The 23650-nt window shown below is 74.7% G+C and carries 23 protein-coding genes and 1 riboswitch; of the genes, 18 read left to right on the top strand and 5 right to left on the bottom strand.

Annotation, left to right across the window (positions count from 1 at the left end; genetic code table 11):
- Positions 1-5 precede the first annotated feature (5 nt).
- The 4 genes from ybeY to ACRYR8_RS01380 are packed head-to-tail and all read left to right on the top strand — an operon-like array spanning position 6 to position 3734.
- Positions 6-536, top strand: coding sequence for an rRNA maturation RNase YbeY (gene ybeY / locus ACRYR8_RS01395; protein ID WP_432482286.1), 531 nt, complete (start codon positions 6-8; stop codon positions 534-536).
- Between the two features lie 8 nt (positions 537-544).
- Positions 545-1876: a hemolysin family protein gene (locus tag ACRYR8_RS01390; protein WP_432482285.1), complete on the top strand. Its 1332-nt coding sequence runs from the start codon at positions 545-547 to the stop codon at positions 1874-1876.
- The gene (gene era, locus ACRYR8_RS01385) at positions 1869-2822 is read left to right on the top strand and encodes a GTPase Era (protein WP_432482284.1); all 954 of its coding nucleotides are present in this window, start codon (positions 1869-1871) and stop codon (positions 2820-2822) included. The genes ACRYR8_RS01390 and era overlap by 8 nt, the downstream gene beginning before the upstream one ends.
- Positions 2823-2858: 36 nt before the next feature.
- Positions 2859-3734, top strand: coding sequence for an MBL fold metallo-hydrolase (locus tag ACRYR8_RS01380; RefSeq protein ID WP_432482283.1), 876 nt, complete (start codon positions 2859-2861; stop codon positions 3732-3734).
- A 34-nt stretch (positions 3735-3768) separates the two neighbouring features.
- Here the strand turns inward: ACRYR8_RS01380 and ACRYR8_RS01375 are convergent, their stop codons facing one another.
- Positions 3769-4338, bottom strand: a complete 570-nt coding sequence (locus ACRYR8_RS01375; protein WP_432482282.1) for a hypothetical protein — start codon at positions 4336-4338, stop codon at positions 3769-3771.
- Between the two features lie 7 nt (positions 4339-4345).
- Entirely contained in the window at positions 4346-4954 is a 609-nt protein-coding gene (locus tag ACRYR8_RS01370; protein WP_432482281.1) for a CDP-alcohol phosphatidyltransferase family protein, read from the bottom strand.
- A gap of 107 nt (positions 4955-5061) precedes the next feature.
- Positions 5062-5169: riboswitch (SAM riboswitch) on the top strand.
- Between the two features lie 28 nt (positions 5170-5197).
- On the opposite strand from ACRYR8_RS01370, the gene ACRYR8_RS01365 reads away from it, so the two are divergent.
- The 4 genes from ACRYR8_RS01365 to ACRYR8_RS01350 all read left to right on the top strand — a co-directional run bounded on the left by ACRYR8_RS01365 (position 5198) and on the right by ACRYR8_RS01350 (position 8570).
- Complete coding sequence (locus ACRYR8_RS01365; RefSeq protein WP_432482280.1) at positions 5198-6010, top strand: ABC transporter ATP-binding protein; 813 nt, start codon at positions 5198-5200, stop codon at positions 6008-6010.
- A gap of 116 nt (positions 6011-6126) precedes the next feature.
- Positions 6127-7155 carry an aliphatic sulfonate ABC transporter substrate-binding protein gene (locus ACRYR8_RS01360; RefSeq protein WP_432482279.1) on the top strand — a complete coding sequence of 343 codons (1029 nt, stop codon included), beginning with the start codon at positions 6127-6129 and terminating at the stop codon, positions 7153-7155.
- On the top strand, positions 7152-7955 hold the full coding sequence (locus ACRYR8_RS01355; protein ID WP_432482278.1) for an ABC transporter permease: 804 nt from the start codon (positions 7152-7154) through the stop codon (positions 7953-7955). The genes ACRYR8_RS01360 and ACRYR8_RS01355 overlap by 4 nt, the downstream gene beginning before the upstream one ends.
- Before the next feature lie 63 nt (positions 7956-8018).
- Positions 8019-8570, top strand: coding sequence for a GNAT family N-acetyltransferase (locus ACRYR8_RS01350; RefSeq protein ID WP_432482277.1), 552 nt, complete (start codon positions 8019-8021; stop codon positions 8568-8570).
- Positions 8571-8653: 83 nt separating this feature from the next.
- Here ACRYR8_RS01350 and ACRYR8_RS01345 read toward each other — a convergent pair whose 3' ends face one another.
- A complete protein-coding gene (locus ACRYR8_RS01345) occupies positions 8654-9592 on the bottom strand; it encodes an aldo/keto reductase (RefSeq protein WP_432482276.1) in 939 nt (312 codons plus the stop codon).
- On the bottom strand, positions 9589-10449 hold the full coding sequence (locus ACRYR8_RS01340; protein WP_432482275.1) for an aldo/keto reductase: 861 nt from the start codon (positions 10447-10449) through the stop codon (positions 9589-9591). The genes ACRYR8_RS01345 and ACRYR8_RS01340 overlap by 4 nt, the downstream gene beginning before the upstream one ends.
- Positions 10450-10524: 75 nt before the next feature.
- Here ACRYR8_RS01340 and ACRYR8_RS01335 point away from each other — a divergent pair, with 75 nt between their 5' ends.
- Positions 10525-11430, top strand: a complete 906-nt coding sequence (locus tag ACRYR8_RS01335) for a LysR family transcriptional regulator (RefSeq protein ID WP_432482274.1) — start codon at positions 10525-10527, stop codon at positions 11428-11430.
- Positions 11431-11599: 169 nt separating this feature from the next.
- Complete coding sequence (locus tag ACRYR8_RS01330) at positions 11600-12376, top strand: carbonic anhydrase (protein WP_432482273.1); 777 nt, start codon at positions 11600-11602, stop codon at positions 12374-12376.
- Between the two features lie 229 nt (positions 12377-12605).
- Here the strand turns inward: ACRYR8_RS01330 and ACRYR8_RS01325 are convergent, their stop codons facing one another.
- Positions 12606-13823 (bottom strand): ROK family protein, encoded by a 1218-nt coding sequence (locus ACRYR8_RS01325; protein WP_432482353.1) that lies wholly within the window; start codon positions 13821-13823, stop codon positions 12606-12608.
- Positions 13824-13904: 81 nt separating this feature from the next.
- Here ACRYR8_RS01325 and ACRYR8_RS01320 point away from each other — a divergent pair, with 81 nt between their 5' ends.
- The 8 genes from ACRYR8_RS01320 to recO all read left to right on the top strand — a co-directional run bounded on the left by ACRYR8_RS01320 (position 13905) and on the right by recO (position 23649).
- The gene (locus tag ACRYR8_RS01320) at positions 13905-15590 is read left to right on the top strand and encodes a glycoside hydrolase family 13 protein (RefSeq protein WP_432482271.1); all 1686 of its coding nucleotides are present in this window, start codon (positions 13905-13907) and stop codon (positions 15588-15590) included.
- A gap of 98 nt (positions 15591-15688) precedes the next feature.
- Complete coding sequence (locus ACRYR8_RS01315; protein ID WP_432482270.1) at positions 15689-16978, top strand: ABC transporter substrate-binding protein; 1290 nt, start codon at positions 15689-15691, stop codon at positions 16976-16978.
- Positions 16979-17005: 27 nt separating this feature from the next.
- Complete coding sequence (locus tag ACRYR8_RS01310; protein WP_432482269.1) at positions 17006-17950, top strand: carbohydrate ABC transporter permease; 945 nt, start codon at positions 17006-17008, stop codon at positions 17948-17950.
- Positions 17950-18849: a carbohydrate ABC transporter permease gene (locus ACRYR8_RS01305; RefSeq protein ID WP_432482268.1), complete on the top strand. Its 900-nt coding sequence runs from the start codon at positions 17950-17952 to the stop codon at positions 18847-18849. The genes ACRYR8_RS01310 and ACRYR8_RS01305 overlap by 1 nt, the downstream gene beginning before the upstream one ends.
- Positions 18850-18912: 63 nt before the next feature.
- Complete coding sequence (locus ACRYR8_RS01300) at positions 18913-19080, top strand: hypothetical protein (RefSeq protein WP_432482267.1); 168 nt, start codon at positions 18913-18915, stop codon at positions 19078-19080.
- A gap of 240 nt (positions 19081-19320) precedes the next feature.
- A complete protein-coding gene (leuA, locus tag ACRYR8_RS01295; RefSeq protein WP_432482266.1) occupies positions 19321-21057 on the top strand; it encodes a 2-isopropylmalate synthase in 1737 nt (578 codons plus the stop codon).
- 190 nt (positions 21058-21247) lie between these two features.
- A complete protein-coding gene (locus ACRYR8_RS01290) occupies positions 21248-22903 on the top strand; it encodes a GGDEF domain-containing protein (protein ID WP_432482265.1) in 1656 nt (551 codons plus the stop codon).
- Positions 22900-23649, top strand: a complete 750-nt coding sequence (gene recO, locus ACRYR8_RS01285) for a DNA repair protein RecO (protein ID WP_432482264.1) — start codon at positions 22900-22902, stop codon at positions 23647-23649. Before ACRYR8_RS01290 ends, recO begins: the two co-directional genes overlap by 4 nt.
- Position 23650 lies beyond the last annotated feature (1 nt).

Raw genomic sequence — 23650 nt, 5'->3', positions numbered from 1 at the left:
CGCGCGTGAGCATCGACGTCGTCGACGAGAGCAGCTTCGCCGAGGGCCGCGGCGTGGACACCGTGGAGGTGGCCTCGCTGGCCCGCCACGTGCTGGACGAGATGCGGGTGCACCCGCTGGCCGACCTGTCGGTGCTCATGGTGGACGCCGAGGCCATGTCCCGCCTGCACGAGCAGTGGATGGACGAGCCCGGTCCCACCGACGTCATGTCCTTCCCGATGGACCAGCTGCGCCCGGGCCGCGAGGGGCAGACCTCCGAGCCGGGCCTGCTCGGGGACGTCGTGGTCTGCCCGGAGGTCGCCGCGGCGCAGGCCGCCGCCTCCGGGCACGCCACCGCCGACGAGGTCCTGCTGCTGGTGACGCACGGCATCCTGCACCTGCTCGGCTACGACCACGCCGAGCCGGAGGAGGAGCGCGAGATGTTCACCCTGCAGCGCCGGCTCGTCCTGGGCTTCCTGGCGCGCATCGGCCGGCCCGGCGACCCCACGCCCACGGTGGGGCACCGGGCGCTGCCCGGCTCCGGGCCGCAGGGCTGAGGGCCGCCGTGGGAGCCCCCGCCGTCCCGCTGCTGCTGCTGGCGCTGGTCCTCGTCGTCGCCGCGGGGCTGGTGGCCGCGGCCGAGTCGGCGTTCGCCGGCACGTCCCGTCGCCGCGCCCGCGAGCTGGAGGCCGACGGCCGGCGCGGCGCCGGCGCGCTGCTGCGCGTGCTCGAGTCGGCCGCGCCGGTGCTCACCGTCTGCACGCTGGTGCGCGTCGTGTTCGAGACCCTGGCGGCGGTGTGCGTCACCGTGGTCGTGGCCAGCTGGTCCGACCACTGGTGGCTGGTCCTGCTCGCCGCGGGCCTGGGCATGTCGGCGCTGGACTTCGTGCTCGTCGGGGTGGGCCCGCGCACCCTGGGCCGGTTGCACGCCGAGGCCGTCGGCCTGCTGGCGGCGCCCGTGCTCGCCCCGCTCAGCCGCCTCCTGGGTCCGCTCGCGCACGGCCTGGTGCTGCTGGGCAACGCCGTCACGCCCGGCCGCGGCACCCCCCACGGCCCCTTCGCCTCCGAGGCGGAGCTGCGCGAGTTCGTGGAGCTGGCGGGGGAGACCGCCGTCATCGAGGCGGGCGAGCACCGCATGATCCACTCGGTGTTCGAGCTGGGCGACACCCGCGTGCGCGAGGTGATGGTGCCGCGCACCGACGTCGTGTCGCTGCGCCGGGGCACCGGCCTGCACGAGGCGGAGGACCTGCTGCTGCGCTCGGGCTTCTCCCGCGCGCCCGTGGTCGGCGAGGACGCCGACGAGGTGCTGGGGGTGGTCTACCTCAAGGACGTCGCCCGCCGCTTCCACGACGACCCCGCCGCGGCGCGGCGCACGGCCGTGGAGGACGTCGCACGCCCGGCGGCGTTCGTGCCCGACAGCCTCCCGGTGGACGACCTCCTCAAGCGCATGCAGCGCGAGACCACCCACGTGGCGGTCGTCGTCGACGAGTACGGCGGCACGGCGGGGCTGGTGACCATCGAGGACGCCATCGAGGAGATCGTCGGCGACATCGCCGACGAGTACGACCGCGGCGCCCCGGACGTCGAACCGCTCGGCGACGGCGGCTACCGGGTCTCGGCCCGCCTGGCCGTCGACGAGGTCGGCGAGCTGTTCGGCATCGAGATCGACGACGAGGAGGTCGACACCGTCGGCGGTCTGCTCGCCAAGACCCTCGGGGAGGTCGTCGTGCCCGGCTCGGCGGCGCAGGTGCACGGCCTGCACCTGGAGGCCGAGCGCCGCGGCGGCCGGCGCAACCAGGTGCGCACCGTCCTGGTGCACCGGGCCGAGGCGCCCGACGGCGAGGGGGACGAGCAGGACGTGGAGCTGGTGAGCGGTGCGGGAGGTCGGCGTGAGTGAGCAGCGCGAGGGGCAGGACGACGGGCAGGGGGGCGCGGGGCGCGCGCTCGAGCACCGTTCCGGGTTCGCGTGCCTGGTGGGACGGCCCAACGCCGGCAAGTCCACGCTGACCAACGCCCTCGTCGGGCAGAAGGTCGCCATCACCTCCAACCGCCCGCAGACCACGCGGCACGCGGTGCGGGGGATCGTGCACCGCCCCGACGCCCAGCTGGTCCTGGTGGACACCCCCGGTCTGCACCGGCCCCGCACCCTCCTCGGGCAGCGCCTGAACGACCTGGTGCACGAGACGCTCGCCGAGGTCGACGTCGTGGCGCTGTGCGTGCCCGCCGACGAGCGCATCGGGCCGGGCGACCGGTTCATCGCCGAGGCCCTGGCCGCGGTGCCCCGCTCGGTGAAGGTCGCGCTGGTCACCAAGACCGACAAGGTGCGCCCCGAGCGGGTCGCCGAGCAGCTCCTGGCGGTCAGCGCGCTGGGCGACGAGCTGCTCGGCGGGTTCGCCGACGTCGTGCCCGCCTCCGCCACGACCGGCGAGCAGGTCGACGTGGTCGCCGACGTGCTCCTGTCGCACCTGCCCCCGGGGCCGCGCCTGTACCCCGACGGGGAGCTGACCGACGAGCCGGAGAACGTCATGGTCGCCGAGCTCGTGCGCGAGGCCGCGCTGGAGGGCGTGCGCGACGAGATGCCCCACTCCCTGGCCGTCGTGGTCGAGGAGACGAGCCGCCGCGAGAACGGCCTGCTGGAGATCCACGTGTGGCTGTACGTGGAGCGCGAGAGCCAGAAGGGGATCATCATCGGCCGCGGTGGTTCGCGCCTGAAGGACGTCGGCACCCGTGCCCGGCGCTCCATCGAGGCCCTGCTCGGCGAGCGGTGCCACCTCGACCTGCGGGTGAAGGTCGCCAAGGACTGGCAGCGCGACCCCAAGCAGCTGCAGCGCCTGGGCTTCTAGGGGCGTGCGCGCCGTGCCCGCGGGGGGACCGGACCGGTGAGCGGCGCGAGGCTGCGCTGGCTGGGGCACTCCACCGCCGTGCTCGACGCGGTGGGCGTGCGGGTGGTCACCGACCCGGTGCTGCGCCCCGGTCTGGCGCACCTGCGCCGGCGCCCGCCGCTGCCGGACCCGGAGCACTCCGCCGACCCGGCCCTGGTGCTGGTCTCGCACCTGCACCACGACCACCTGGACCTGCCCTCCTTGCGGCGGCTGCGCCCGCGCTGGGTGGTGGCCCCGCCCGGTGCCGCCGCGTGGCTGCAGCACCGGCTGCGCGGCACCGGCAGCGCGGTGGTGGAGACCGGGGTGGGCCGGCGGCTGGACCTGCCCGGCCCGTCGGGCACGATCGCGGTGACGGCGCTGCCCGCCCACCACGACGGCGGGCGCACCCTGGGGCGGGTGACCGGCGCGCCCGTGGACTCGCTGGCGGTCGGTCACCTGGTGCGGCTGCCCCGGGTGTTCCCCGATCGCGAGCGGGCCGACGGCGGGCCGGACCTGCTGCTGTGGGCGCTGGGCGACACCGGTCCCTTCGACGGCCTGGCCGCTGCCGTGCTGGCCGCCGCCGGGCGGCGCCCGGACGTGGCCCTGGTGCCGGTGGGCGGGTGGTGGCGCACGCTGGGCCCGCACCACCTGGACCCGGAGGAGGCGGCCGCGGAGGTGAACGCGGTGGGCCCGGCCGTGGCGGTGCCGGTGCACTGGGGCACGCTCGCGCCGCTGGGCCTGGCCCGGGCCATGGGGGACCGGTGGACCGCCCCCGGGCGGCGGTTCGCGCGGGCGGTCGCGGCCGGTGGCGCCTCCACGGCGGTGCTGCTGACGCCCGGCGGTGCGCTCGACCTGGACGGCGCGGGGGTGGCGCGGCCGCCCGCGGCCCGCTGACCGGCGGGTGGGCCGGCAGCGCCGGCCGGTGCGTTCACGTCGCCGCCAGCGCGGGCAGGCCCAGGGCGAGGAACCGTGCCGAGCGCCCGAGGAGGCAGCAGACGGTGAACAGGGGCACCGGGGTCCGGCGCAGGCCCGCCGCGATGCTCGTCACCGCCAGCGGGGGGACGCCCGTGGTCGCGCTCAGCAGCACGACCGGGCCCGCCCAGCGGCCCGAGTCCAGCGCTGCCAGGCAGCGTTCGCCCCAGCGGCGCACCGCCCGGCCGGCGCGCGCCCACCACGCCGTGCGCGGTGGCGGGGCTCCTGCACCGGGGGGTTCGGCGCCCGCGGGTGCCCCGCCGGTGCGCACCCGGCTGCGCGGGTGGTGCAGCAGGCCCACCAGCCGGTGGGCGCCGTGGCGCGCGGCGACCATCAGCGCCACCTTGCCGAGCGTCTGGCCCAGAGCCACGCCGAGGACCACGGGGACGGCCGTGCGCGGCCTGCCGACGGCGGCGGCGAGCACCACCGCCTCGGCGTTGACGACCGGCAGGACGGCCGAGACGGCTCCCACGGCGATCGCGGCGAGGACCTCCAGCGCGGCACCGGTGCCGCTCAGGTCCTCCACGGGCGCGTCACCGCGGAGCCCGGCTCAGACGGGCCACCCGGACGGCCGAGAGGCACTTGACGGTCAGCACGGCCACGGCGAGCGCCGTCGCGGGACCCTCGAGGCCCAGGACGAGGCAGGCCACCACGCCGGAGGTGTTCAGCGCCTTCGCCGGCTTCGACCAGTTCCACAGCCAGACCCGCCGGTCGACGAGGTGGAAGTGGTTGGGGCTGACCAGCGGCCAGCGCAGGAAGGCCAGCGACAGCAGGCAGTCCACGACCATGAACTGCAGCAGGAAGACCGCTGCGGGCACGGCGATCGAAGGGTGCCAGCCGAGGTAGGTCGTCAGCAGCACGGCGGTGCAGGCGCGGTCGCCGAGGATGTCCAGCACCGCCCCCTGGCGCGTCTCCTGGTCCATCAGGCGGGCCACGGCGCCGTCGAGCACGTCGCCCACCCAGTACACCAGGTACGCCACCAGCAGCAGCACCGCCGAACCGGTGGCGGCCGCTGCGCACCCGAGCGCCACCGCGACCGCGGTGCGCACCGCGGTGATCGCGTTCGCGGCCGTCGTCCACGGTTCCGCGACGCCCGGCGCCGCGGTGCGGGGGGCGGGGTGGGGGACTGTCCGGGGGAGCATGGCTCCCTCACCGTAGTGGCGCAGTCGCGCCCCGGGGTGGATTCGCCCGTCCCCCTCTCGGGGGCCGCCCGTTTTGACAGGTGCGGGGAGCCTCGCGTTTGATGTCGCCACCATCCAGAGCGGCCGAGAGACCTGGCTCGACGACGCCGCAGCAACCTCCTTCAGCTCCCTGGCCGGAGCCGCGGGTGCGGTGCTCACGCCAGGAACGATGGAGGAGCAGTGTCGGCCGTACCCACGCGCCCCGTGCCACGTCCCGTCCCGGCGGCCCCCGCTGCCGAGCGCGTGGAGGCCGCCGGCGTCTCCCTGCGCGGGGTCGGGCGCTCGTTCAGCACCGCCGGCGGGACGCACGACGTCCTGGCCGGCGTGGACGTGGACGTGGCGCCCGGCAGCACCGTCGCCCTGCTGGGCGCCTCCGGCAGCGGCAAGTCCACGCTCCTGCGCCTGGTGGCCGGGCTGGACGACCCCACGGCCGGCACCGTCGAGGTCGGTGGTGAGGCGGTGCGCGGCGTGGGCACGCGCACCGCTGTCGTCTTCCAGGAACCGCGCCTGCTGCCGTGGCGGGACCTGGCCGGCAACGTGGCCCTCGGGCTGCCGCTGGGCACCTCCCGGGCGGAGGGGCGCGCGCAGGTGCTGCACTGGCTGGAGACCGTGGGCCTGGCGGGGTTCGCCGGTCACCGCCCGCGCCGCGTCTCCGGGGGCATGGCTCAGCGCGCCGCCCTGGCACGGGCCCTGGTGCGCCGCCCCGGGGTCCTGCTGCTGGACGAGCCGTTCGCCGCGCTGGACGCCCTGACCCGCCTGAAGATGCAGGACCTCCTGGACGACGTGCAGCGCGGTACCGGCGCCACCGTCCTGTTCGTCACCCACGACGTCGACGAGGCGCTGCACCTGGCCGACCGGGTGCTGGTCCTGGGCACGAGCGAGGACCGCACCGGCGCCCACGTCGTGCGCGACCTGGCCGTGGGCCCGCCGCGCCCGCGCGACCGCGGCGACGCCGAGCTGGCTCACCTGCGCGTGGAGCTGCTCGAGCTGCTGGGCGTGCCGCGCACGCACGCCTGACCGGTCCGCCGGTCCTGCCGGAACCCCGCGAGCCCGGGGCACGGCACCACTGAACCCCCGCAGAACACCTCCGTCCCCGCGCCCGTCCGCGGGCGACCCTGCCCCTGGAGCGACCCTTGTCCCACTTCCCCCGTCCCCTCGCGCGCCGCACCGCCCTCGGCGCCCTCCTCGGCGGCGTCGCCCTCGGCGCGGCCGGCTGCGTGCAGGGCGAGTCCTCCTCCGGCACCACCGCGGCTGCCGGGAGCGGTGGTGGCGACACCGTCCGGCTGGACTACGCGTACTACAACCCGCTGAGCCTGGTGGTGCGCCAGCAGCGGATCCTGGAGGACGCGGGGCTGACCGTGCAGTGGGAGCAGTCGCTGGGCAGCAACAAGGCGAACGAGTTCCTGCGCAACGACAACCTCGACCTGGCCTCCACCGCCGGTTCCGCCGTGCTGCAGGCCCGTTCCAACGGCCTGGCCGTCAAGACCGTCGACGTCTACTCCCAGCCGGAGTGGACCGCCCTGGTCGTCGGGCCCGACTCGACGGTGAGCGACGTGGCGGGCCTGCGCGGCAAGCGGATCGCCGCCACCAGCGGCACCGACCCGTACTTCTTCCTGCGCCAGGCCCTGGACCAGGCGGGGCTGGCTGCCTCCGACGTGGAGATCGTCAACCTGCAGCACCCGGACGGCCGCGCCGCCCTGGAGCGCGGTGACGTGGACGCCTGGGCGGGCCTGGACCCGAACATGGCCGCCACGCAGCTGCAGAACGGCTCGCGGCTGCTGTACCGGAACGTGGACTTCAACACCTACGGCGTGCTCAACGCCCGCGAGGAGTTCATCGAGAACTCCCCGGAACTGGTCCAGCAGGTCGTCGACGCCTACGAGCAGGCGCGTGCGTGGGCGCTGGCGAACCCGGAGGACCTCGTGGCGCTGTACGCCGAGCAGGCCCAGCTGGACCCGCAGGTCGCCTCGCTGGTGCTCACCGAGCGCACCGGCCTGGACATCGACCCGGTGCCCGGCGATGCGCAGCGCACCGTGCTGGAGGGCGTCGTCCCGCTGATGGCGGCCAACGCCGACGTCCGCTCGGAGGAGGAGGCGCTCACGGCCCTCGACGGGCTGTTCGCGCCGCAGTTCGCCGAGCAGGCGGCGGGGTCGTCCTCGTGAGCGTGAGCACGCCGCAGCGGCCGGTGGCGGTGGACGCGCCCGCCCGCCGTGCGGGGTCGGCGCGCTGGCTGCTGGGGGCCCTGGTGCCGCTGGTGCTGCTGGTGGCGTGGCAGCTGTCCTCGACCCTGGGCGTGTTCACGCGCGTGCAGCTGCCGCCGCCGGCGGAGGTGCTGCGCGCCGCGGTGGACATGTGGCGTGCCGGGGACCTGCAGCTGAACATCGCCATCAGCACCCAGCGCGTCCTGCTGGGCTTCCTGTGGGGCGCGGGCCTGGGTGTGCTGCTCGGTGGGCTGACCGGTCTGCTGCGCTCGGTGTCGGCGCTGCTGGCCCCGACGATCGGGGCGCTGCGGGCGGTGCCGTCGCTGGCGTGGGTGCCGCTGCTGGGCTTGTGGATCGGGATCGGCGAGACGCCGAAGATCGTGCTGATCGCGATCGGCGCGTTCTTCCCCGTCTACACCACCGTGCACTCGGCGCTCAGCCACCTGGACCCCGCGCTGGTGGAGGTGGGCCGCGCCTACGGCCGCAGCGGGGTGCGGCTGTTCACGGAGATCCTGCTGCCGGCCACCGCGCCGTCGCTGCTGTCGGGGCTGCGCCTGGCGCTGGCGCAGAGCTGGCTGTTCCTGGTGGCGGCCGAGATCATCTCCTCCTCGATCGGCTTGGGGTACCAGCTGACCAACGGGCAGAGCGTCGGGCGGACCGACCAGATGCTGCTGGCGATCATCCTGCTGGCGGTGCTGGGCAAGCTCTCCGACGTGCTGCTGGGTCTGGTGGAGCAGCGGGTCAAGCGCAACCGCAGCTGAGGGTCCGGGGCCGTTCGCGGGAAACCGCTGGACGGCCCCCCGTCGTCGCGGTTGCCTCAGGGGGTGGCCGACACGTGGAACCTGCCCGAGCACCCGCGACTGCGCGACGGCGACGTGCTGCTGCGCCGGCACACCGCGGCCGACCTCGACGCGATCGTCGAGCAGGCCCGCGACGCGGACTCCGTGCGGTTCACGACGGTGCCCACCCCGTACGGCCGCGCGGACGCGGAGGGTTTCGTCGCCGGGCTCGGCGCCGCGTGGGAGCGCGGCGAGGTGGCCGGGTGGGCGGTCGAGACCGGCGGGCGCTTCGCCGGGAGCGTCGACCTGCGGTGGCGGGAGGCCGGGTGGGCCGAGATCGGTTTCGGATTGGCCCCCTGGGCGCGCGGGCGTGGTGTGATGACGTGCGCGGTCCGGCTGGCCCTGGCGTGGGGTTTCAGCGATCTGGGCCTGGCCGGTGTGCACTGGCAGGCCGTCGTCGGCAACAACGCCTCGTGGCGGGTCGCCGAGAAGTGCGGGTTCCGGCGCGAGGGGGAGGTCCGCGGGCTCCTGGTCCACCGCGGTGAGCGCCTCGACGGCTGGATCGGGTCGCTGCTGGCGGGGGAGCTGGCGCGCTGACGGTCCCGGTGCGGGTGCGACCGCCGGCGCCGGCCGCCGGTTCGCGCGGGGCTCCGCGCGAACCGGCGGCCGGCGGCCCGCGCTCAGGGGACGGTGTACCCGGCGGCGCGGAACAGCTCGTACCACTCCGCGCGGGTGAGCGGCAGGTCCGAGCCCCGAGCCGCCGCTGCGACCCGCTCGGGGTTCGTCGTGCCCAGCACCACCTGCATGCCCGCGGGGTGGCGCGTGATCCACGCGGTCGCGATCGCCAGCGGCGGCACGTCGTACTGCGCCGCGAGGCGGTCGATCACCGCGTTGAGCTCGGGGAACTCCGGGTTGCCGAGGAACACCCCGGTGAAGAACCCGGCCTGGAACGGCGACCACGCCTGCACCGTGATGTCGTTCAGACGGCAGTAGTCCAAGGTCCCGGCGTCTCGGGAGATCGACTGGTCCAGGTCCTGCATGTTCGACGCCACCCCCTGCGCCACGAGCGGCGCGTGGGTGATGGACAGCTGCAGCTGGTTCGCCACCAGCGGCTGGCGCACCGAGCGCTTGAGCAGCTCCACCTGGCCCGGGGTGTGGTTCGAGACACCGAACGCACGGACCTTCCCGGCCTCGTGCAGCTCGTCGAAGGCGCGCGCCACCTCGTCGGGCTCGACGAGGGCGTCGGGGCGGTGCAGCAGCAGCACGTCGATGCGGTCGGTGCGCAGCGCCTCCAGGGAGCCGTTCACCGATTCGACGATGTGCTCGTACGAGAAGTCGAAGTACGGCCCGTCGGGCACGATGCCGCACTTGGTCTGGACGGTCACCGCGTCGCGCTCGGACGGGCTCATCGGCACGGCGTCGGCCCAGCGCCGCTCGCAGCGGTGCAGCTCGCGGCCGTAGACGTCGGCGTGGTCGATGAACGTGATGCCCGCGTCGCGGGCCGTGGACCACAGGGTGCGGACGTCCTCGTCGCTCATGTCGGCGATGCGCATGAGGCCCAGGACGACGTTGGGGACCTGCAGGCCGCTGGTGCCCAGGGGGACGGTCTTCACGCTCATGCCTCCGACAGCTCGGCGACCTGGTCCGCGCTGAGCGTCAGCTCGGCGGCGCGGGCGGAGTCGGTGGTGCTCTGCGGGCGGGACGAGCCCGGGATGGGGATGACCACCGGGGCCAGGGCGAGCTCCCAGGCCAGCGCCACCTGCTGCACGCTCACGCCGTGGGCGTCGGCGACGCGCTGGAACGCCGCGTGCCGGCTGCCGAGCTCGCCGGCGTCCTTGATGCCGCCCAGCGGGCTCCACGGCAGGAACGCGACGCCGAGCCGTGCGCAGTGCTGCAGCTCGCCGAGGCTGGAGCGGAACGCGGGGGAGAACTGGTTCTGCACCGAGGCGAGCCGGCCGTCGAGGACCTCGTTCGCCTCGTCGATCTGCGCGACGCTCGCGTTGGAGACGCCCGCCATCTGGATCACGCCCTCGTCGAGCAGGTCGCGCAGCGCGCCGACCGATTCCGCGTAGGGCACCTCGGGGTCGGGGCGGTGGAACTGGTAGAGGCCGATCGCCTCGACGCCCAGGCGCTGCGCGGAGGCCTTGGCGGCCTCCCGCAGGTGCTCGGGGCGGCCGTCCTGGTACCACGACCCGTCACCGGGGCGCAGGCTGCCGCCCTTGGTGGCGACGAGCACCTGCGAGGGGTCCCCGCCCCAGCTCCTCAGCGCGCGGGCGACGAGCTCCTCGTTGTGGCCGACCTCGCCCGCGTCGCGGTGGTAGGCGTCGGCGGTGTCGATGAGGGTGACGCCGGCGTCGAGCGCGGCGTGGATCGTGGCGAGGGCGCGGTCCTCGTCGGGCCGACCCTCGATGGACATGGGCATCGCACCGAGGCCGATGGCCGAGACGGTGCGGGATCCGAGGCTGCGCTGCTCCATGGAGCAGACGTTAGGGAGCACCCGGGGAGAAGTCCAACGACTGCCGGTTCTCGGATCCAGAAGTAGTATTTCTGAGTGGATCTCCGGCAGATGCAGTACGTCGTCACGCTCGCCGACGAGCGGCAGTTCACCCGGGCCGCGGCCCTCACCGGCGTCTCGCAGTCCGGGTTGTCCGCCGCCATCCGCGGCCTGGAGGATGAGCTGGGCACCGCCCTGTTCGCCCGCACGTCGCGACGCGTGGAGCCGACCGACGCCGGGCGAGCGCTGCTGCCCTTCGCCCGGTCGATGCTCGAGCAGGCGGCCGCCGCACGCGACGCCGTCGTGCGGGCGACCCGGGAGTTGTCCGGGACGCTGCAGGTGGGGGCCGAGCAGTGCCTGGGGCTCGTCGACGTCTCCGGTCTGCTCGAGAGGTTCCACCGCCGCTACCCGCAGGTGGAGATCCGGTTCGACCAGGCGGGTTCGCACGCGCTGCTGGACCGGGTGCGCGCCGGGGACCTCGACGTCGCCTTCGTCGCCACCACCGAGCACCTGGGGGCGCTTCCGGCCACGGTCCTCGGCAGCGAGCCCCTGGTCCTGGTGTGCCCGCCGGAACACCCCCTGGCGGGGCGGTCGCGGCTCGCCTGGGAGGACCTCGCCGACGTCGAGTTCATCGACTTCTCGCAGTCCTGGGGCGCGCGCCCGCTGAACGACGGCGCCTGCGCGGCCCACGGCGTCCGCCGTCGGGTGCGGTTCACCGTCAACGACGTCCACACCCTGCTCGACCTCGTCGACCGGGGGCTCGGCGCGGCGATGGTTCCGCGGCACGTGGCGGCCAAGCCCCAGGCGTCGCGGTTGCGCGTCGTGCCGTTGCCGGAGGAGGCGCCGGAGCGGGTGGTCTCGGTGGTCAGCACCCCGCGCGAGCGCGGCGCCTCGGCGGCACCCCACCTGCTGGAACTCCTGGCGGGCGGGCGGGGCGGTCCCGGGCGTCGCGGCGCCGCCTGAGGTGCCGGTCGCCGCGGTGCCGGCGCGGGTCGTGGTGGCAGATATTCGCTGGGTGGCGCGGGGTGACGCCGGTAGCGTTCCGGCCGCACGTTCCGGGGGGACGTGCGCACCGCGCGGCGGGGGGTCGCGCGGAACCACCGGGGGGAAACCGATGAGAACTCGAGGAACCGTGCTGCCTGAGAACGCGCGCCCGACCACGGACCGGGAGCCCGAACCGGGCGGCGGGACGGCCACCACGAGGCGCGGCCTGTTCCGCTGGGGGGCGGTGCTGGGCGGAGGGGCGCTGGCGACCGCCTGCGGGACGGACGGTGCGCCGGTGGTGCCGGGCGCCGTGCGCGAACGCCCGGAGGAGATCGCGGACCCGGACGTGGCGCTGGAACTGCTGCGGGAGGGGAATGCCCGCTTCGCGGGGGCCCGCGAGCAGCACCCCGCCCGCGCGGAGGAACGCCGCCTGCGGGTCGCCGAGGGGCAGCACCCGTTCGCGGTCGTGCTGTCCTGCTCGGATTCCCGCGTGCCGCCGGAACTGGTGTTCGACCAGGGCCTGGGGGACCTGTTCGTGGTGCGCACCGCCGGGCAGGTCGTCGCACCGCCCGTCCTCGGCAGCATCCAGTACGGCGTCGAGCACCTGCACGTCCCGCTGCTCGTGGTCCTCGGCCACGAGGGGTGCGGTGCGGTGAGCGCCACGCTGGAGGCGGTCGAGAAGGGTTCCGGGCCCTCCGGGACCGCGATCGACTCCCTCGTCGACGCGATCCGCCCGTCCGTGGAGCGGGCGCCGGCCGGGGCCGGCGGGGCGGACCGCCTCGCCGAGGCCGTCCGCCTCAACGTGGCCGACGGCGTCGCTGCCCTCTCCGCGGACCCGCTGCTCGCCGGGGCCGTGCAGGCCGGGCACCTGCGTGTAGTGGGCGCCACCTACGACCTGCACGACGGCGAGGTCGCGTTCCTCTGACCCGTTCGCGGGCCGTCCCGTCCCGCGGGGCGGCCCGCGGGACGGGCGTGCGCGCACCCGGCCCGCGGGGCACCGGACCTGACGCACCTGCGCTGGCCGGCGACGGCCGTGACGGTGTTCCGGGTGCTGTGCGGCCAGGTCGTGCTCGTGCGCACCTGGAGGCTCGCCGGCGTCGACCTCGACGTCGCCACCCGCGCGGACGACCCCGGCCTGCCGCTCGTGCTCCCGCTCAACCGGCCGGATGCAGTTCCAGAGCCCGTGCGCGCACCTCCTGCACCGCGCGGTCCACGGCGCCCAGGACGACGACGTCGGGCCCGAGTTCCGAGGCGAGCACGTCGGGCAGGGGGGCGTCGAGGAACCTGGGCAGTTCCCGGCGCACCACCTCCAGCAGGGGGCCGGCGGAGGCGGCGACCGCACCGGCCAGCACGACCCGCTCGGCGTCCAGCAGGCCGGCCAGGGTCGCCACGACGCGCGTGAGCCGCCGCCCCGCGGCGCGCACGGCGGCCAGCGCTTCGCGCTCACCCTCGGCCGCCGCAGCGAGGAGCTGCTCGGGTTCGCCGGCGACACCGCGCGCACGGGCGAGGTCGCGGAGGGTGCGGCCGACGCCGTCGGCGGATCCCACGCCGGTCACGAGGTCGAGGTAGCGCATCTCCCCGGCGCCGCCGCGGGCGCCGCGCAGCAGCCGTCCGTCCTCGACGACCCCGGCGCCGAACCGCTCACCGGCCAGCAGGGTGACGTGGTGCCGCGCACCGCGGCCGTGGCCGCGGTGCTGCTCGGCGAGCGCGGCGAGGTTGGCGTCGTTGTCGGTCAGCGTCCGCCAGCCGAGCCGGTCGTGCAGGTGTGCCGAGATCCCGGGGTTGGTGAACCGCCAGTACGGGTTGCCGGAGAACGCGGTGAGCCCGTCGGGACCGACGGGGGCGGGGACCCCGACCGCAGCGGCCAGCACCTCGCCCGGTTCGGCGCCGGCGTCCCGCAGCGCGGCCAGGGCGGTGCCCTCCAGCGCGGCCAGGCGCACCGCCACGTCGGTGCGCTCGAAGTCGTGGTCCACGGTCGCCGAGGCGCGGCCCAGGGGAGTGCCCCGCAGGTCCGCCACTGTCGCGGACAGGCGGCGCACCCCCGCGTCGACGCCGACGACGACGCCGGCCCGTGCGCGGAACGCGTAGCGGCGCGCGGGACGGCCCTTGACGTAGCCGTCGGAGGCGCGCGCGTTCTCCAGCTCGTGCAACCACCCGCGGTCGATGAGCTCCTCGCACACGTCGTGCACGGTGGCGCGCGACAGGCCCGTCGCGGCGATGAGGTCCGAGCCGGTCAGCGCTGCGGGGCCGCTCCCCGGCTCCCCGCGGCCTTCCCCGCCGTGCCCGCCGGCGTCCCAGGCGTGCTCGAGCACGGCTCGCAGGTTGTCCTCGCGCAGCCGGCGCACCGCCGCCGCTGCCGGACGCGTCAGCACCAACGCTTGACCTCCTCTCCTCGTCCGGTTCTACTTTAGTGGCCGCTTAGATTTACTGACTGGATCAAAGGAGACCCCGGCGTGACCGACCTGCTCGAACCCGCCACGGCCCCGACGGCCACCCCCGACGGTGCCGCCGGGGACGCCACCTGGTGGCGCCAGGCCGTCGTCTACCAGGTCTACCCGCGCAGCTTCGCCGACTCGAACGGCGACGGGACCGGCGACCTGCCGGGCCTGACCGCGCGCGTCCCGCACCTGGCGCGCCTCGGCGTGGACGCCGTGTGGCTGAGCCCCTTCTACCCCTCCGAGCTCGCCGACGGCGGCTACGACGTCGCCGACCACCGCGACGTGGACCCGCGCATCGGCACCCTGGAGCAGTTCGACGAGCTCGTCGCGGCCCTGCACGGCGCCGGCATCAAGCTGATCGTCGACATCGTCCCCAACCACTCCTCCGACCGGCACCCCTGGTTCCGGCAGGCGCTGGCCGCCGCCCCCGGCTCCCCGGAGCGCGAGCGGTACGTCTTCCGGCGCGGCCGCGGCGAGCACGGTGAGCTGCCGCCCAGCGACTGGACCGCAGCCTTCGGCGGCTCCGCGTGGGAGCACGTCGGCGACGGCGAGTGGTACCTGCACCTGTTCGCCCCCGAGCAGCCCGACTGGAACTGGGCGAACCCCGAGGTGCGCGAGGACCACCTGAGCACCCTGCGCTTCTGGGCCGACCGCGGTGTGGACGGCTTCCGCATCGACGTCGCCCACGCGCTCACCAAGGACATGAGCCTGCCGCTGCCCACCGCCGCCGAGCTCGCCGCCGACGACCTGCCCGACGGCGCGCACCGCCTGTTCGACCGCGAGGAGGTCCACGAGGTCTACCGCGAGTGGCGGCGGCTGTTCGACTCCTACGACCCGCCCCGCACAGCCGTGGCCGAGGCGTGGGTGCCCGCCCACCGCCGCTCCCGGTACGCCTCCCCGGACGGGCTCGGCCAGGCGTTCAACTTCGACCTGCTGCGCTCGGCCTTCGACGCGCGCTCCTTCCGCGCCGTCGTCGAGGAGAACCTGGCCCTGGCGGCCCGGGCGGGCAGTTCCTCGACATGGGTGCTGTCCAACCACGACGTCGTGCGCCACGCCACCCGTTACGCGCTGCCCGACGGTGCCGACGAGGAGGCCTGGCTGCTCAGCGGTGGCACCGAGCCGCCCGCCGACCACGGGCGCGGCCTGCGCCGCGCCCGGGCCGCCACCGCCTTCGTGCTCGCCCTGCCCGGCAGCACCTACCTGTACCAGGGGGAGGAGCTGGGGCTGCCCGAGGTCGCCGACCTTCCCGCCGGCGCCCTGCAGGACCCCACCTGGGTGCGCTCCGGAGGCACCCGCAAGGGCCGCGACGGCTGCCGCGTGCCGTTGCCGTGGGAGGCGTCGGGCACCTCCTTCGGTTTCGGCCCGGGCCCGGCGCACCTGCCCCAGCCGGGCTGGTACGCCGGCTTCGCCGCCGACGTCCAGGACGGCGACCCCGCCTCCACGCTGGAGTTCTACCGCCGCGCGCTGGCCCGGCGTGCGCGGCTGCGGTGCGCGGAGGACCTGGAGTGGGTCGAGGGCACGCCCGAGGGTGTCGTCGCCTTCCGCCGCCCCGGGGGCTGGACCTGCGCGACGAACTTCGGCACCGATCCGGTGCCGCTGCCGGCCGGGCAGGTCGTGTTGTCCAGCGGGCCGATCGGGGAGACGCTGCTGGGAGGCGAGACCACGGTGTGGCTCGAGGACGAGGCAGGCGCCGCCCGCTGACCCGGCGGGCGGACCGGGCCGTGCGGGGCGGACCTCGCGTGGCCCCGCACCACCCGCGGGCGACGGTGCCCGCGGCAGCCACGAGGAGGGACGACGACGTGCCACCCACCCCGAGGACCCCCGCGGCGCTCAGCCGGCGCTCGCTGCTCGCCGCCGGGACCGGTGCTCTCGCGCTCGGCGCCGCCGGCTGCGGCTCCGGCGCCGGGACGACCGGCCGCGAGGAGATCCGCTTCTTCCAGAACAAACCCGAGGTCATCGGTTACTTCGGTGACCTCGTCGCGGAGTTCAATGCCTCGCAGGGCGCTGTCCGCGCCGTGCACGACTCCTCGCAGACGGCGCTGGTGCCGCAGTTCGTGCGCAACGAGCCACCGGACCTGGCGGCGTGGAACTACACCCTCGAGGTCGGCAACTACGTGTCCACGGGTGTGCTGACGGACCTGTCGGACCTGCCCGAGGCGCGGCGCGTCGACCCCAAGTACCAGGTGCTGGTGGACCAGTTCGCCACCAACGAGGGCGAGACCAACGTGCTGCCCTACTCCGTCGCCTCGGCGGGCGTCATCTACAACGTGCGCCTGTTCGAGGAGAACGGTGTGTCGGTGCCCCGCACGTGGAGCGAGCTGATCACGGCGTGCGAGACGTTCCGTGCCGCCGGCGTCACCCCGCTCTACAGCACCTTCCAGGAGGTGTGGACGATCCAGCAGGGTCTGTTCGACTACTGCACCGGCAGCGCCCTGGACGTCGCCGGGTTCTTCGCCGACCTGCGCGCCCTGGGGCCCGACGCCGGTCCTGAGGAGGCCGTCTCCTTCTCCAGCGTCTTCGCCGAGCCGGTCGAGAAGATGCTGCAGTTCGCCTCCTACTCCAACCCCGACGCCGCCAGCAGGGCCTACGCCGACGGCAACCTGGCCTTCGGTCGCGGTGAGGCGGCCATGTACCTGCAGGGCCCGTGGGCGCTGGGGGAGATCGAGAAGGTGGACCCCACCCTCCCGGTCGGCACCTTCCCGCTGCCGATGACCGAGCAGCCCGGTGAGGCGGCCGCCCGCGTCAACCTCGACCTGGCGCTGTGGATCCCGGACGCCTCCCCGCACCAGGCCGCGGCCCGGCGGTTCCTGCAGTGGCTGATGAGCCCGGAGGTCATCGCCCGCTACAACGCCGACAACCTCGCCACCTCGCCCGTGCTGGGCGCCGCCCCGCTGCAGGACCCGCGCCTGGTCGGCCTGCAGCCCGCGCTGGACGACGGGCGCATCTACCAGGGGGCCAACACGTACATCCCGCTGACGATCCCGGTCGGCAACTACCTGCAGGAGGCCGTGCGCTCCGGTGACGGGGCGAGGCTGCTGCGCCGCATCGACGAGGACTGGGCGCGGCTGGCGACCCGGTCCGCCGCCTGAACCCCGCCGCAGACCGAAGGAGATCTCGTGGCCACCACCTCGCCCCACCGGTCCCGGGCGCGGGCCCGCGCCGCACGCGCGGACCTCGCCGTCACCCGCTCCCGCCCCCCGCGCCGCCGCGTCGACGCCGTGTCCTACTTGTTCCTGCTCCCGGCGCTGGCCCTGTTCACCGTGTTCATCACCGTGCCCGCCCTGGCCGGTGCGGTGATCAGCCTCACCGACTACGTCGGCTACGGCGAGTGGGAGTTCATCGGCCTCGCCAACTACGCCGTGCTCTTCACCGACCCCAACGTGCTGCGCGCCTACGGCTTCACCCTGGGCTTCTCGGTCGTCACGGTCGTCCTGGTGAACGTCGTGGCGCTCGCGCTGGCCCTCGGGCTCAGCGCGAAGATCAAGATGAAGACGGCGCTGCGCGGGGTGTTCTTCATCCCCATGGTCGTCTCCGGCATCGTCATCGCCTTCGTCTTCAACCACCTCCTGTCCACCTCGCTGCCCGCGCTGGGTGGTGCGCTGGGCATCGGGTGGCTGCAGGAGAGCATCCTGGCCAACCCCGACCTGGCCTGGGTGGGCGTCGTGCTCGTGACGGCCTGGCAGGCCGTGCCCAGCGCGCTGATCATCTACCTGGCGGGGCTGCTGGCCGTGCCGGAGGAGGTGTACGAGGCCGCCGCCCTGGACGGCGCCTCCGCCTGGCGCCGGTTCGCCTCGATCACCCTGCCGCTGGTCGCCGGGTACGTCGTCATCAACACCGTCCTGGGGTTCAAGAACTTCCTGAACGCCTACGACATCATCGTCGGCCTCACCGACGGTGGTCCCGGGACCTCGACCCGCAGCGTCGCGATGACGATCTTCACCGGCTTCACCAACGGCGACTACGCCTACCAGATGGCCAACGCCGTGGTCTTCTTCGTCCTCGCCGTCGCCATCTCCGTCCTGCAGCTGCAGATCATCCGCCGCCGAGGAGTGTCGCTCTGATGGTCACCGCCGACCCCGCCACCGTCTCCGCCGTCTCCCGCGGCCCCCGCCGGCGCACGCCCGGCACGTCCGGGACCCGGCGTCGCCGGGGCGGCTGGGGGCTGACCGCGCTGCTGGCCGTGGCCTCCCTCGCCGTCCTCGTGCCGCTGTACTTCGCGGTCGTCATGGCCTTCAAGACCCCCGAGCAGGCCGTCGCCGGCACCGGGTTCGCGCCGCCGTGGCCGCTGAACTGGGGCAGCTTCGCCGACGCGTGGACTCTGACGGGCTTCCCCAGGGCGTTCGCCGTCTCCGTCCTCATCAGCGTCGTGAGCGTCGCCGGCTGCCTGCTGCTGGCGTCCTGGGCCTCCTACGCCATCGTCCGCAACTGGGACCGCCGGCTGTTCCGGTACTCGTACTTCTACCTGCTGGCCGCGATGTTCATCCCGTTCCCCGTGGTGGCCCTGCCGCAGGTCAAGCTCACCGCGGTGCTCGGGCTGGACAACCCCGGCGGCGTGGCGCTGCTGCACGTGCTGTTCCAGTTGTCCTTCAGCGTGCTGCTGTACTCGGCGTTCCTGCGATCCATCCCGCTGGAGCTGGAGGAGAGCGCCCGCATGGACGGTGCGAGCACCTGGCAGGTGTTCTGGCGGGTGGTCTTCCCGCTGCTGGCGCCCATGAACGCCACCGTGGGCATCTTCGCCTTCCTGGCCAGCTGGAACGACTTCATGATGCCCTCGCTGATCACCGCCGACCAGACGCTGCAGACCATCCCCGTCGTGCAGAAGATCTTCCAGCTGGCGTTCTCCACGGACTACAACGTGGCCTTCGCCTCCTACCTCATGGCCATGGCGCCGACGATCCTGGTGTACGTGTTCGCCCAGCGGTGGGTCATGAGCGGGGTCACCCGCGGCGCGATCAAGTGAGGCCCGCGGACCGGCGGGACGCCTCGGGGTGCCGGGGGCGGGGGGCCGGTGCAGTGTGGAGGCATGAGCGAACCGAGCACCGAGCCCATCGACCCCGACGGCGACCCGGGTGAGCTGAACCCCCGCGACCTGCGCGGCGTGGAGACCGGCGACGGCGCCGCCCAGGACCCCGGCGCGCAGGACGACCCCGACGGGGACCCGCAGCAGCTCAACCCGCGCGACGGGAGCTGACGGGAGCGTGCCCCGCGGCCGCGGGCACCCCCTCGGCTGCGCGGTGCCCCACCGGCACCTCGTCCCCGCCCCCGCGTGGACGAGGTGCCGGTGGGGCGCGTACGGTGCTGCCGTGGCTCGCTGGGAGACCCTCCTCCTTCGCCGCCGCGGCGGGGCCAGCTAGGCCGGTCTCCCCGTCGCGGGACCTCGTCGTGCGCGCCGGCCGAGCACACCCCGGTCCCGCGTAGAGGAGCTAGAGCTGTGGAGAACACCCAGAAGCCGTCGCCGATGCCGTACGGCAAGTACCGACCCTTCCACGAGCAGATCACCGTCGACCTGCCCGACCGGACGTGGCCGACCAAGCGGATCACGAAGGCCCCCCGCTGGTGCGCGGTCGACCTGCGCGACGGCAACCAGGCGCTCATCGACCCCATGAACTCCGAGCGCAAGCTGCGGCTCTTCCACCTGCTGGTGGAGATGGGCTACAAGGAGATCGAGGTCGGCTTCCCCTCGGCCAGCCAGACCGACTTCGACTTCGTGCGCACCCTGATCGAGCAGGACCTCATCCCCGCCGACGTGCGCATCCAGGTCCTGACCCAGGCCCGCGAGCACCTCATCGAGCGGACCTACGAGTCCCTGCGCGGGGCGCGGCAGGCGATCGTGCACCTGTACAACTCCACCTCGGTGCTGCAGCGGCGCGTGGTCTTCGGCATGGACGAGGACGGCATCGTCGACCTGGCCCTGCAGGGCGCGCGGCTGTGCCGCAAGTACGAGGAGACGATCCCGGGCACGACCGTCTACTACGAGTACTCGCCGGAGTCCTACACCGGCACCGAGCTGGAGTTCGCCCGGCGCATCTGCGACGCCGTCGTCGAGGTCTTCGAGCCCACCCCCGAGCGCAAGGTGATCGTCAACCTGCCGGCGACGGTGGAGATGGCGACCCCCAACGTGTACGCCGACTCCATCGAGTGGATGTCGCGGAACCTGGCGCAGCGCGAGAACGTGATCCTGTCGCTGCACCCGCACAACGACCGCGGCACGGGCGTCGCCGCCGCCGAGCTGGGCTACCTCGCCGGCGCCGACCGCATCGAGGGCTGCCTGTTCGGCAACGGTGAGCGCACCGGCAACGTCGACCTGGTGACCCTGGGCATGAACATGTTCAGCCAGGGCGTCGACCCGCAGATCGACTTCTCCGACATCGACCGCATCCGCCGGACCGTGGAGCACTGCAACCAGCTGCCGGTGGGCGAGCGCGTCCCCTACGGCGGCGACCTGGTCTTCACGGCCTTCTCCGGCTCCCACCAGGACGCCATCAAGAAGGGCCTGGAGGCGATGGAGCGCGACGCGGCCGCCGCCGGCCGGGGCGTCGACGAGATCGACTGGGCGGTGCCGTACCTGCCCATCGACCCCAAGGACGTCGGGCGCAGCTACGAGGCCGTGATCCGGGTGAACTCCCAGTCCGGCAAGGGCGGCGTGGCGTACCTGCTCAAGAGCGAGCACCAGCTGGACCTGCCGCGCCGACTGCAGGTCGAGTTCAGCCGCGTCGTGCAGGAGCGCACCGACGCCGCGGGCGGGGAGGTCTCGGCCGCGGAGATCTTCACCATCTTCTCCGACGAGTACCTGCCCTCGCCCTCGGGCACGCCCGACTGGGGGCGCTTCGCGCTGCGAGCGACCCGGTCGGTGGCCGAGGTCGACGGCGCGGACGCGCTGGAGGTCGACCTCCTGGACGGCGGCGCCGTGACCACGGTCGCCGGGACCGGCAACGGCCCCATCGCGGCGTTCTGCGCCGCGCTGTCCGCCCTGGAGGCCCAGCCGGTGGACGTGCGCGTCCTCGACTACGCCGAGCACGCCCTGTCGGCCGGTGGCGACGCCCGCGCCGCGGCGTACGTCGAGTGCGCCGTGGGCGACCGCGTCCTGTGGGGCGTGGGCATCGACGCGAACATCACGACGGCCTCGCTGAAGGCCGTCGTCTCGGCCGTCAACCGCGCGCTGCGCTGACGCCCCCGGCCCGCCGCGCCACGCCGCGCGGCGGGCCGGGCCCGGGTGTTCGCGCGGGGGGTGGGGACGCGCCGTCCCGATGGTCGTTGAGCGCTCAGCCGTGACGCGTTCCGGCTGCGCCGACCCTGCTCGCGGTTAGGATCAGTCACGATCCGTGCTCGACCGCGCGGGGGGACGGGGGACGATCGACGTGGGCAGCGCTGCAGTGGCGACCGGGACGACCGGGCGGGAGCTGGAGCCGTTCGGGCCGTTCGGGCCCTTCGACGCCCTCGCCGAGTCGGCGCACCGCCTCTACCTCGACGGCTACGGCGAGCGGGCCGTCCAGGTCTCCCGCGAGGGTCTGCTGCTGTGCGAGACCGCCGGGGACGAGCGGACCGCCCGGTACCTGCAGTTCATCTGCTGCGTCGCCCTGCAGCAGCTCGGGCGCGCCGCCGAGGCCGCCGAGGAGGCCGGGCACCTGCTGCACCGCCTCGGCGCCCGCGCCGACCCGGTCTGGCGGGCCAAGGCCCTGTCCCTCCTGGCCGAGGCCCGCGTCGACCTGGGCATGACCGCCCTGGCGATGGACCACCTCGCCGAGGCCCAGCTCATCGTCACCGCCCAGCCGGTGCGCACCTACGACCACCTCTCGGCGACCATGTCGGTCGCCCTGGCCCTGCGTGCGCTGGCGCTGTTCGAGCCCGCCGACGAGCTCACCGAGCTCATGCTCGGCCTCACCTTCCCGCCGGCCCGCGTGCGGCTCAACGTCGTGCAGGAGGCCGCCGTCCTGGAGGTCTCCTGGGGCGCCATGCTCGACGTGGTCGGTCGCTCCGCCGAGACGGGCCCCCACTACGCCCGGGCCCTGGAGCACGCCGCGCGGATGCGCTCGCTCGCCACGGAGGTCGGTTACCCGGAGATGCGGGCCCGTGCCGACGCGATCGAGGGCTTCGTCCTGCACCGCACCGGCGAGCCCGCCCTGGCCGCGGCGCGGCTGCGCACCGCGGCCGCCGCGTTCCGCCAGCGCGAGGAGCTGGTGGAGACGCAGATCGCCCGCGTGGGCCTGGCCATGTCGCTGTCCGCGGAGGGCGACCAGGCCGGGGCCCGCGACCTGCTGACCGCCGTGCAGCGCACCTCCTCCAGCACCCAGCTGGACGTGTGGGGGCTGACCGCGCTGAAGGTCCGCGCCGACAACGCCGTGCGCCACCACGGCGGCCACGAGGCCGCCGACGCGCTCGCCGAGCTGGCGCGCATCTCCCTGTCGCGGCTGTGGGAGGACCGCGAGAGCCGCTTCGAGGCGCTGCAGGACCGCATCCGCCAGCACGAGATGGCCGAGCAGAACGAGCGGCAGGGGCGGGCCGCGCTGACCGACCCCACCACCGGCCTGGGCAACCGCCGCCGGCTGCAGCAGGTCCTCGAGCGGCCCGACCAGCGCTACAGCGCCGTCCTCGTCGACCTGGACGGCCTGCGCGCCGCCAACGACGAGCACGGCCCCGAGACCGGCGACGCCGTGCTGCGCCGGGTGGCGGCGCTGATGGTGGAGAACTGCCGCGAGGACGACGTCCTGGTGCGCTACGGCGGCGACGAGTTCGTCGTCCTGATGCCCGCCGAGCGCCCGGGCGCCACGCCTGCCGACGTCGCCTCGCAGTTGCTGCAGGCGGTGCGCGAGGAGCCCTGGGCGCGGACCGCGCCCGGCCTGCGGATGACCGCCTCGGTGGGCGTCGCCGGGCCCGCGCCCGCCGCCGAGGCGCTCGCGGCCGCCGACGCCGCGTGCGCGCGCGCCCGTCGCGCGGGGGGTGACCGGCTGGAGCTCGCCCGACCCGACCCGCTCGGCGGGGAGGTGTCGGGGGCGGGGCCTACGCTGCCCGGGTGAGTGGGATCGGGGGACCGCGCAGCTACCGCGACGAGGCGGTCGTGCTGCGCACCGGCAAGCTCGGCGAGGCCGACCGCGTCATCACCCTGCTGACCCGCCACCACGGGCGGGTGCGTGCCGTGGCCAAGGGCGTGCGCCGCACCTCCTCCCGCTTCGGGGCCCGCCTGGAGCCGTTCACCTGCGTGGACGTGCAGCTGCACCGCGGCCGCACCCTCGACATCGTCACCCAGGTCGACGTGCTGGCCCCGCTGGGCGCCGTCATCGCCGCCGACTACGGCCTCTACACCGCCGGGCACGCGCTGCTGGAGACCGCCGAGCGCTTCACCGAGGTCGAGGGGGAGAGCAACACCCAGCAGTACCTGCTGCTGGTGGGCGCCCTGCGCACCCTGGCCCGCGCCGAGCACGCCGCCCCGATGGTGCTGGACGCCTTCCTGCTGCGCTCCCTGGCCGTGGCCGGGTACGCGGCCAGCTTCGCCGACTGCGCCCGCTGCGGACAGCCCGGCCCGCACCGCGCGTTCTCCGTGCCCGCCGGCGGGGCGGTGTGCCCCGCGTGCCGCCCGCCCGGATCCGCCGCCCCCGACCCGCGCACCCTGGAGCTGCTCGCGGCCCTGCTGAGCGGGGACTGGGTGCTCGCCGACACCAGCGACCCCCGCTGCCGCGACGAGGCCAGCGGGCTCGTGGCCGCGTTCCTGCAGTGGCACCTGGAGCGCGGCATCCGCTCCCTGCAGCACGTCGAGCGAGTCTGAC

Origin of the sequence: Kineococcus esterisolvens, assembly GCF_050871405.1 — a bacterium.
Taxonomy (GTDB): Bacteria; Actinomycetota; Actinomycetes; order Actinomycetales; family Kineococcaceae; genus Kineococcus.
This window is presented reverse-complemented; position numbering and strand designations above follow the sequence as displayed.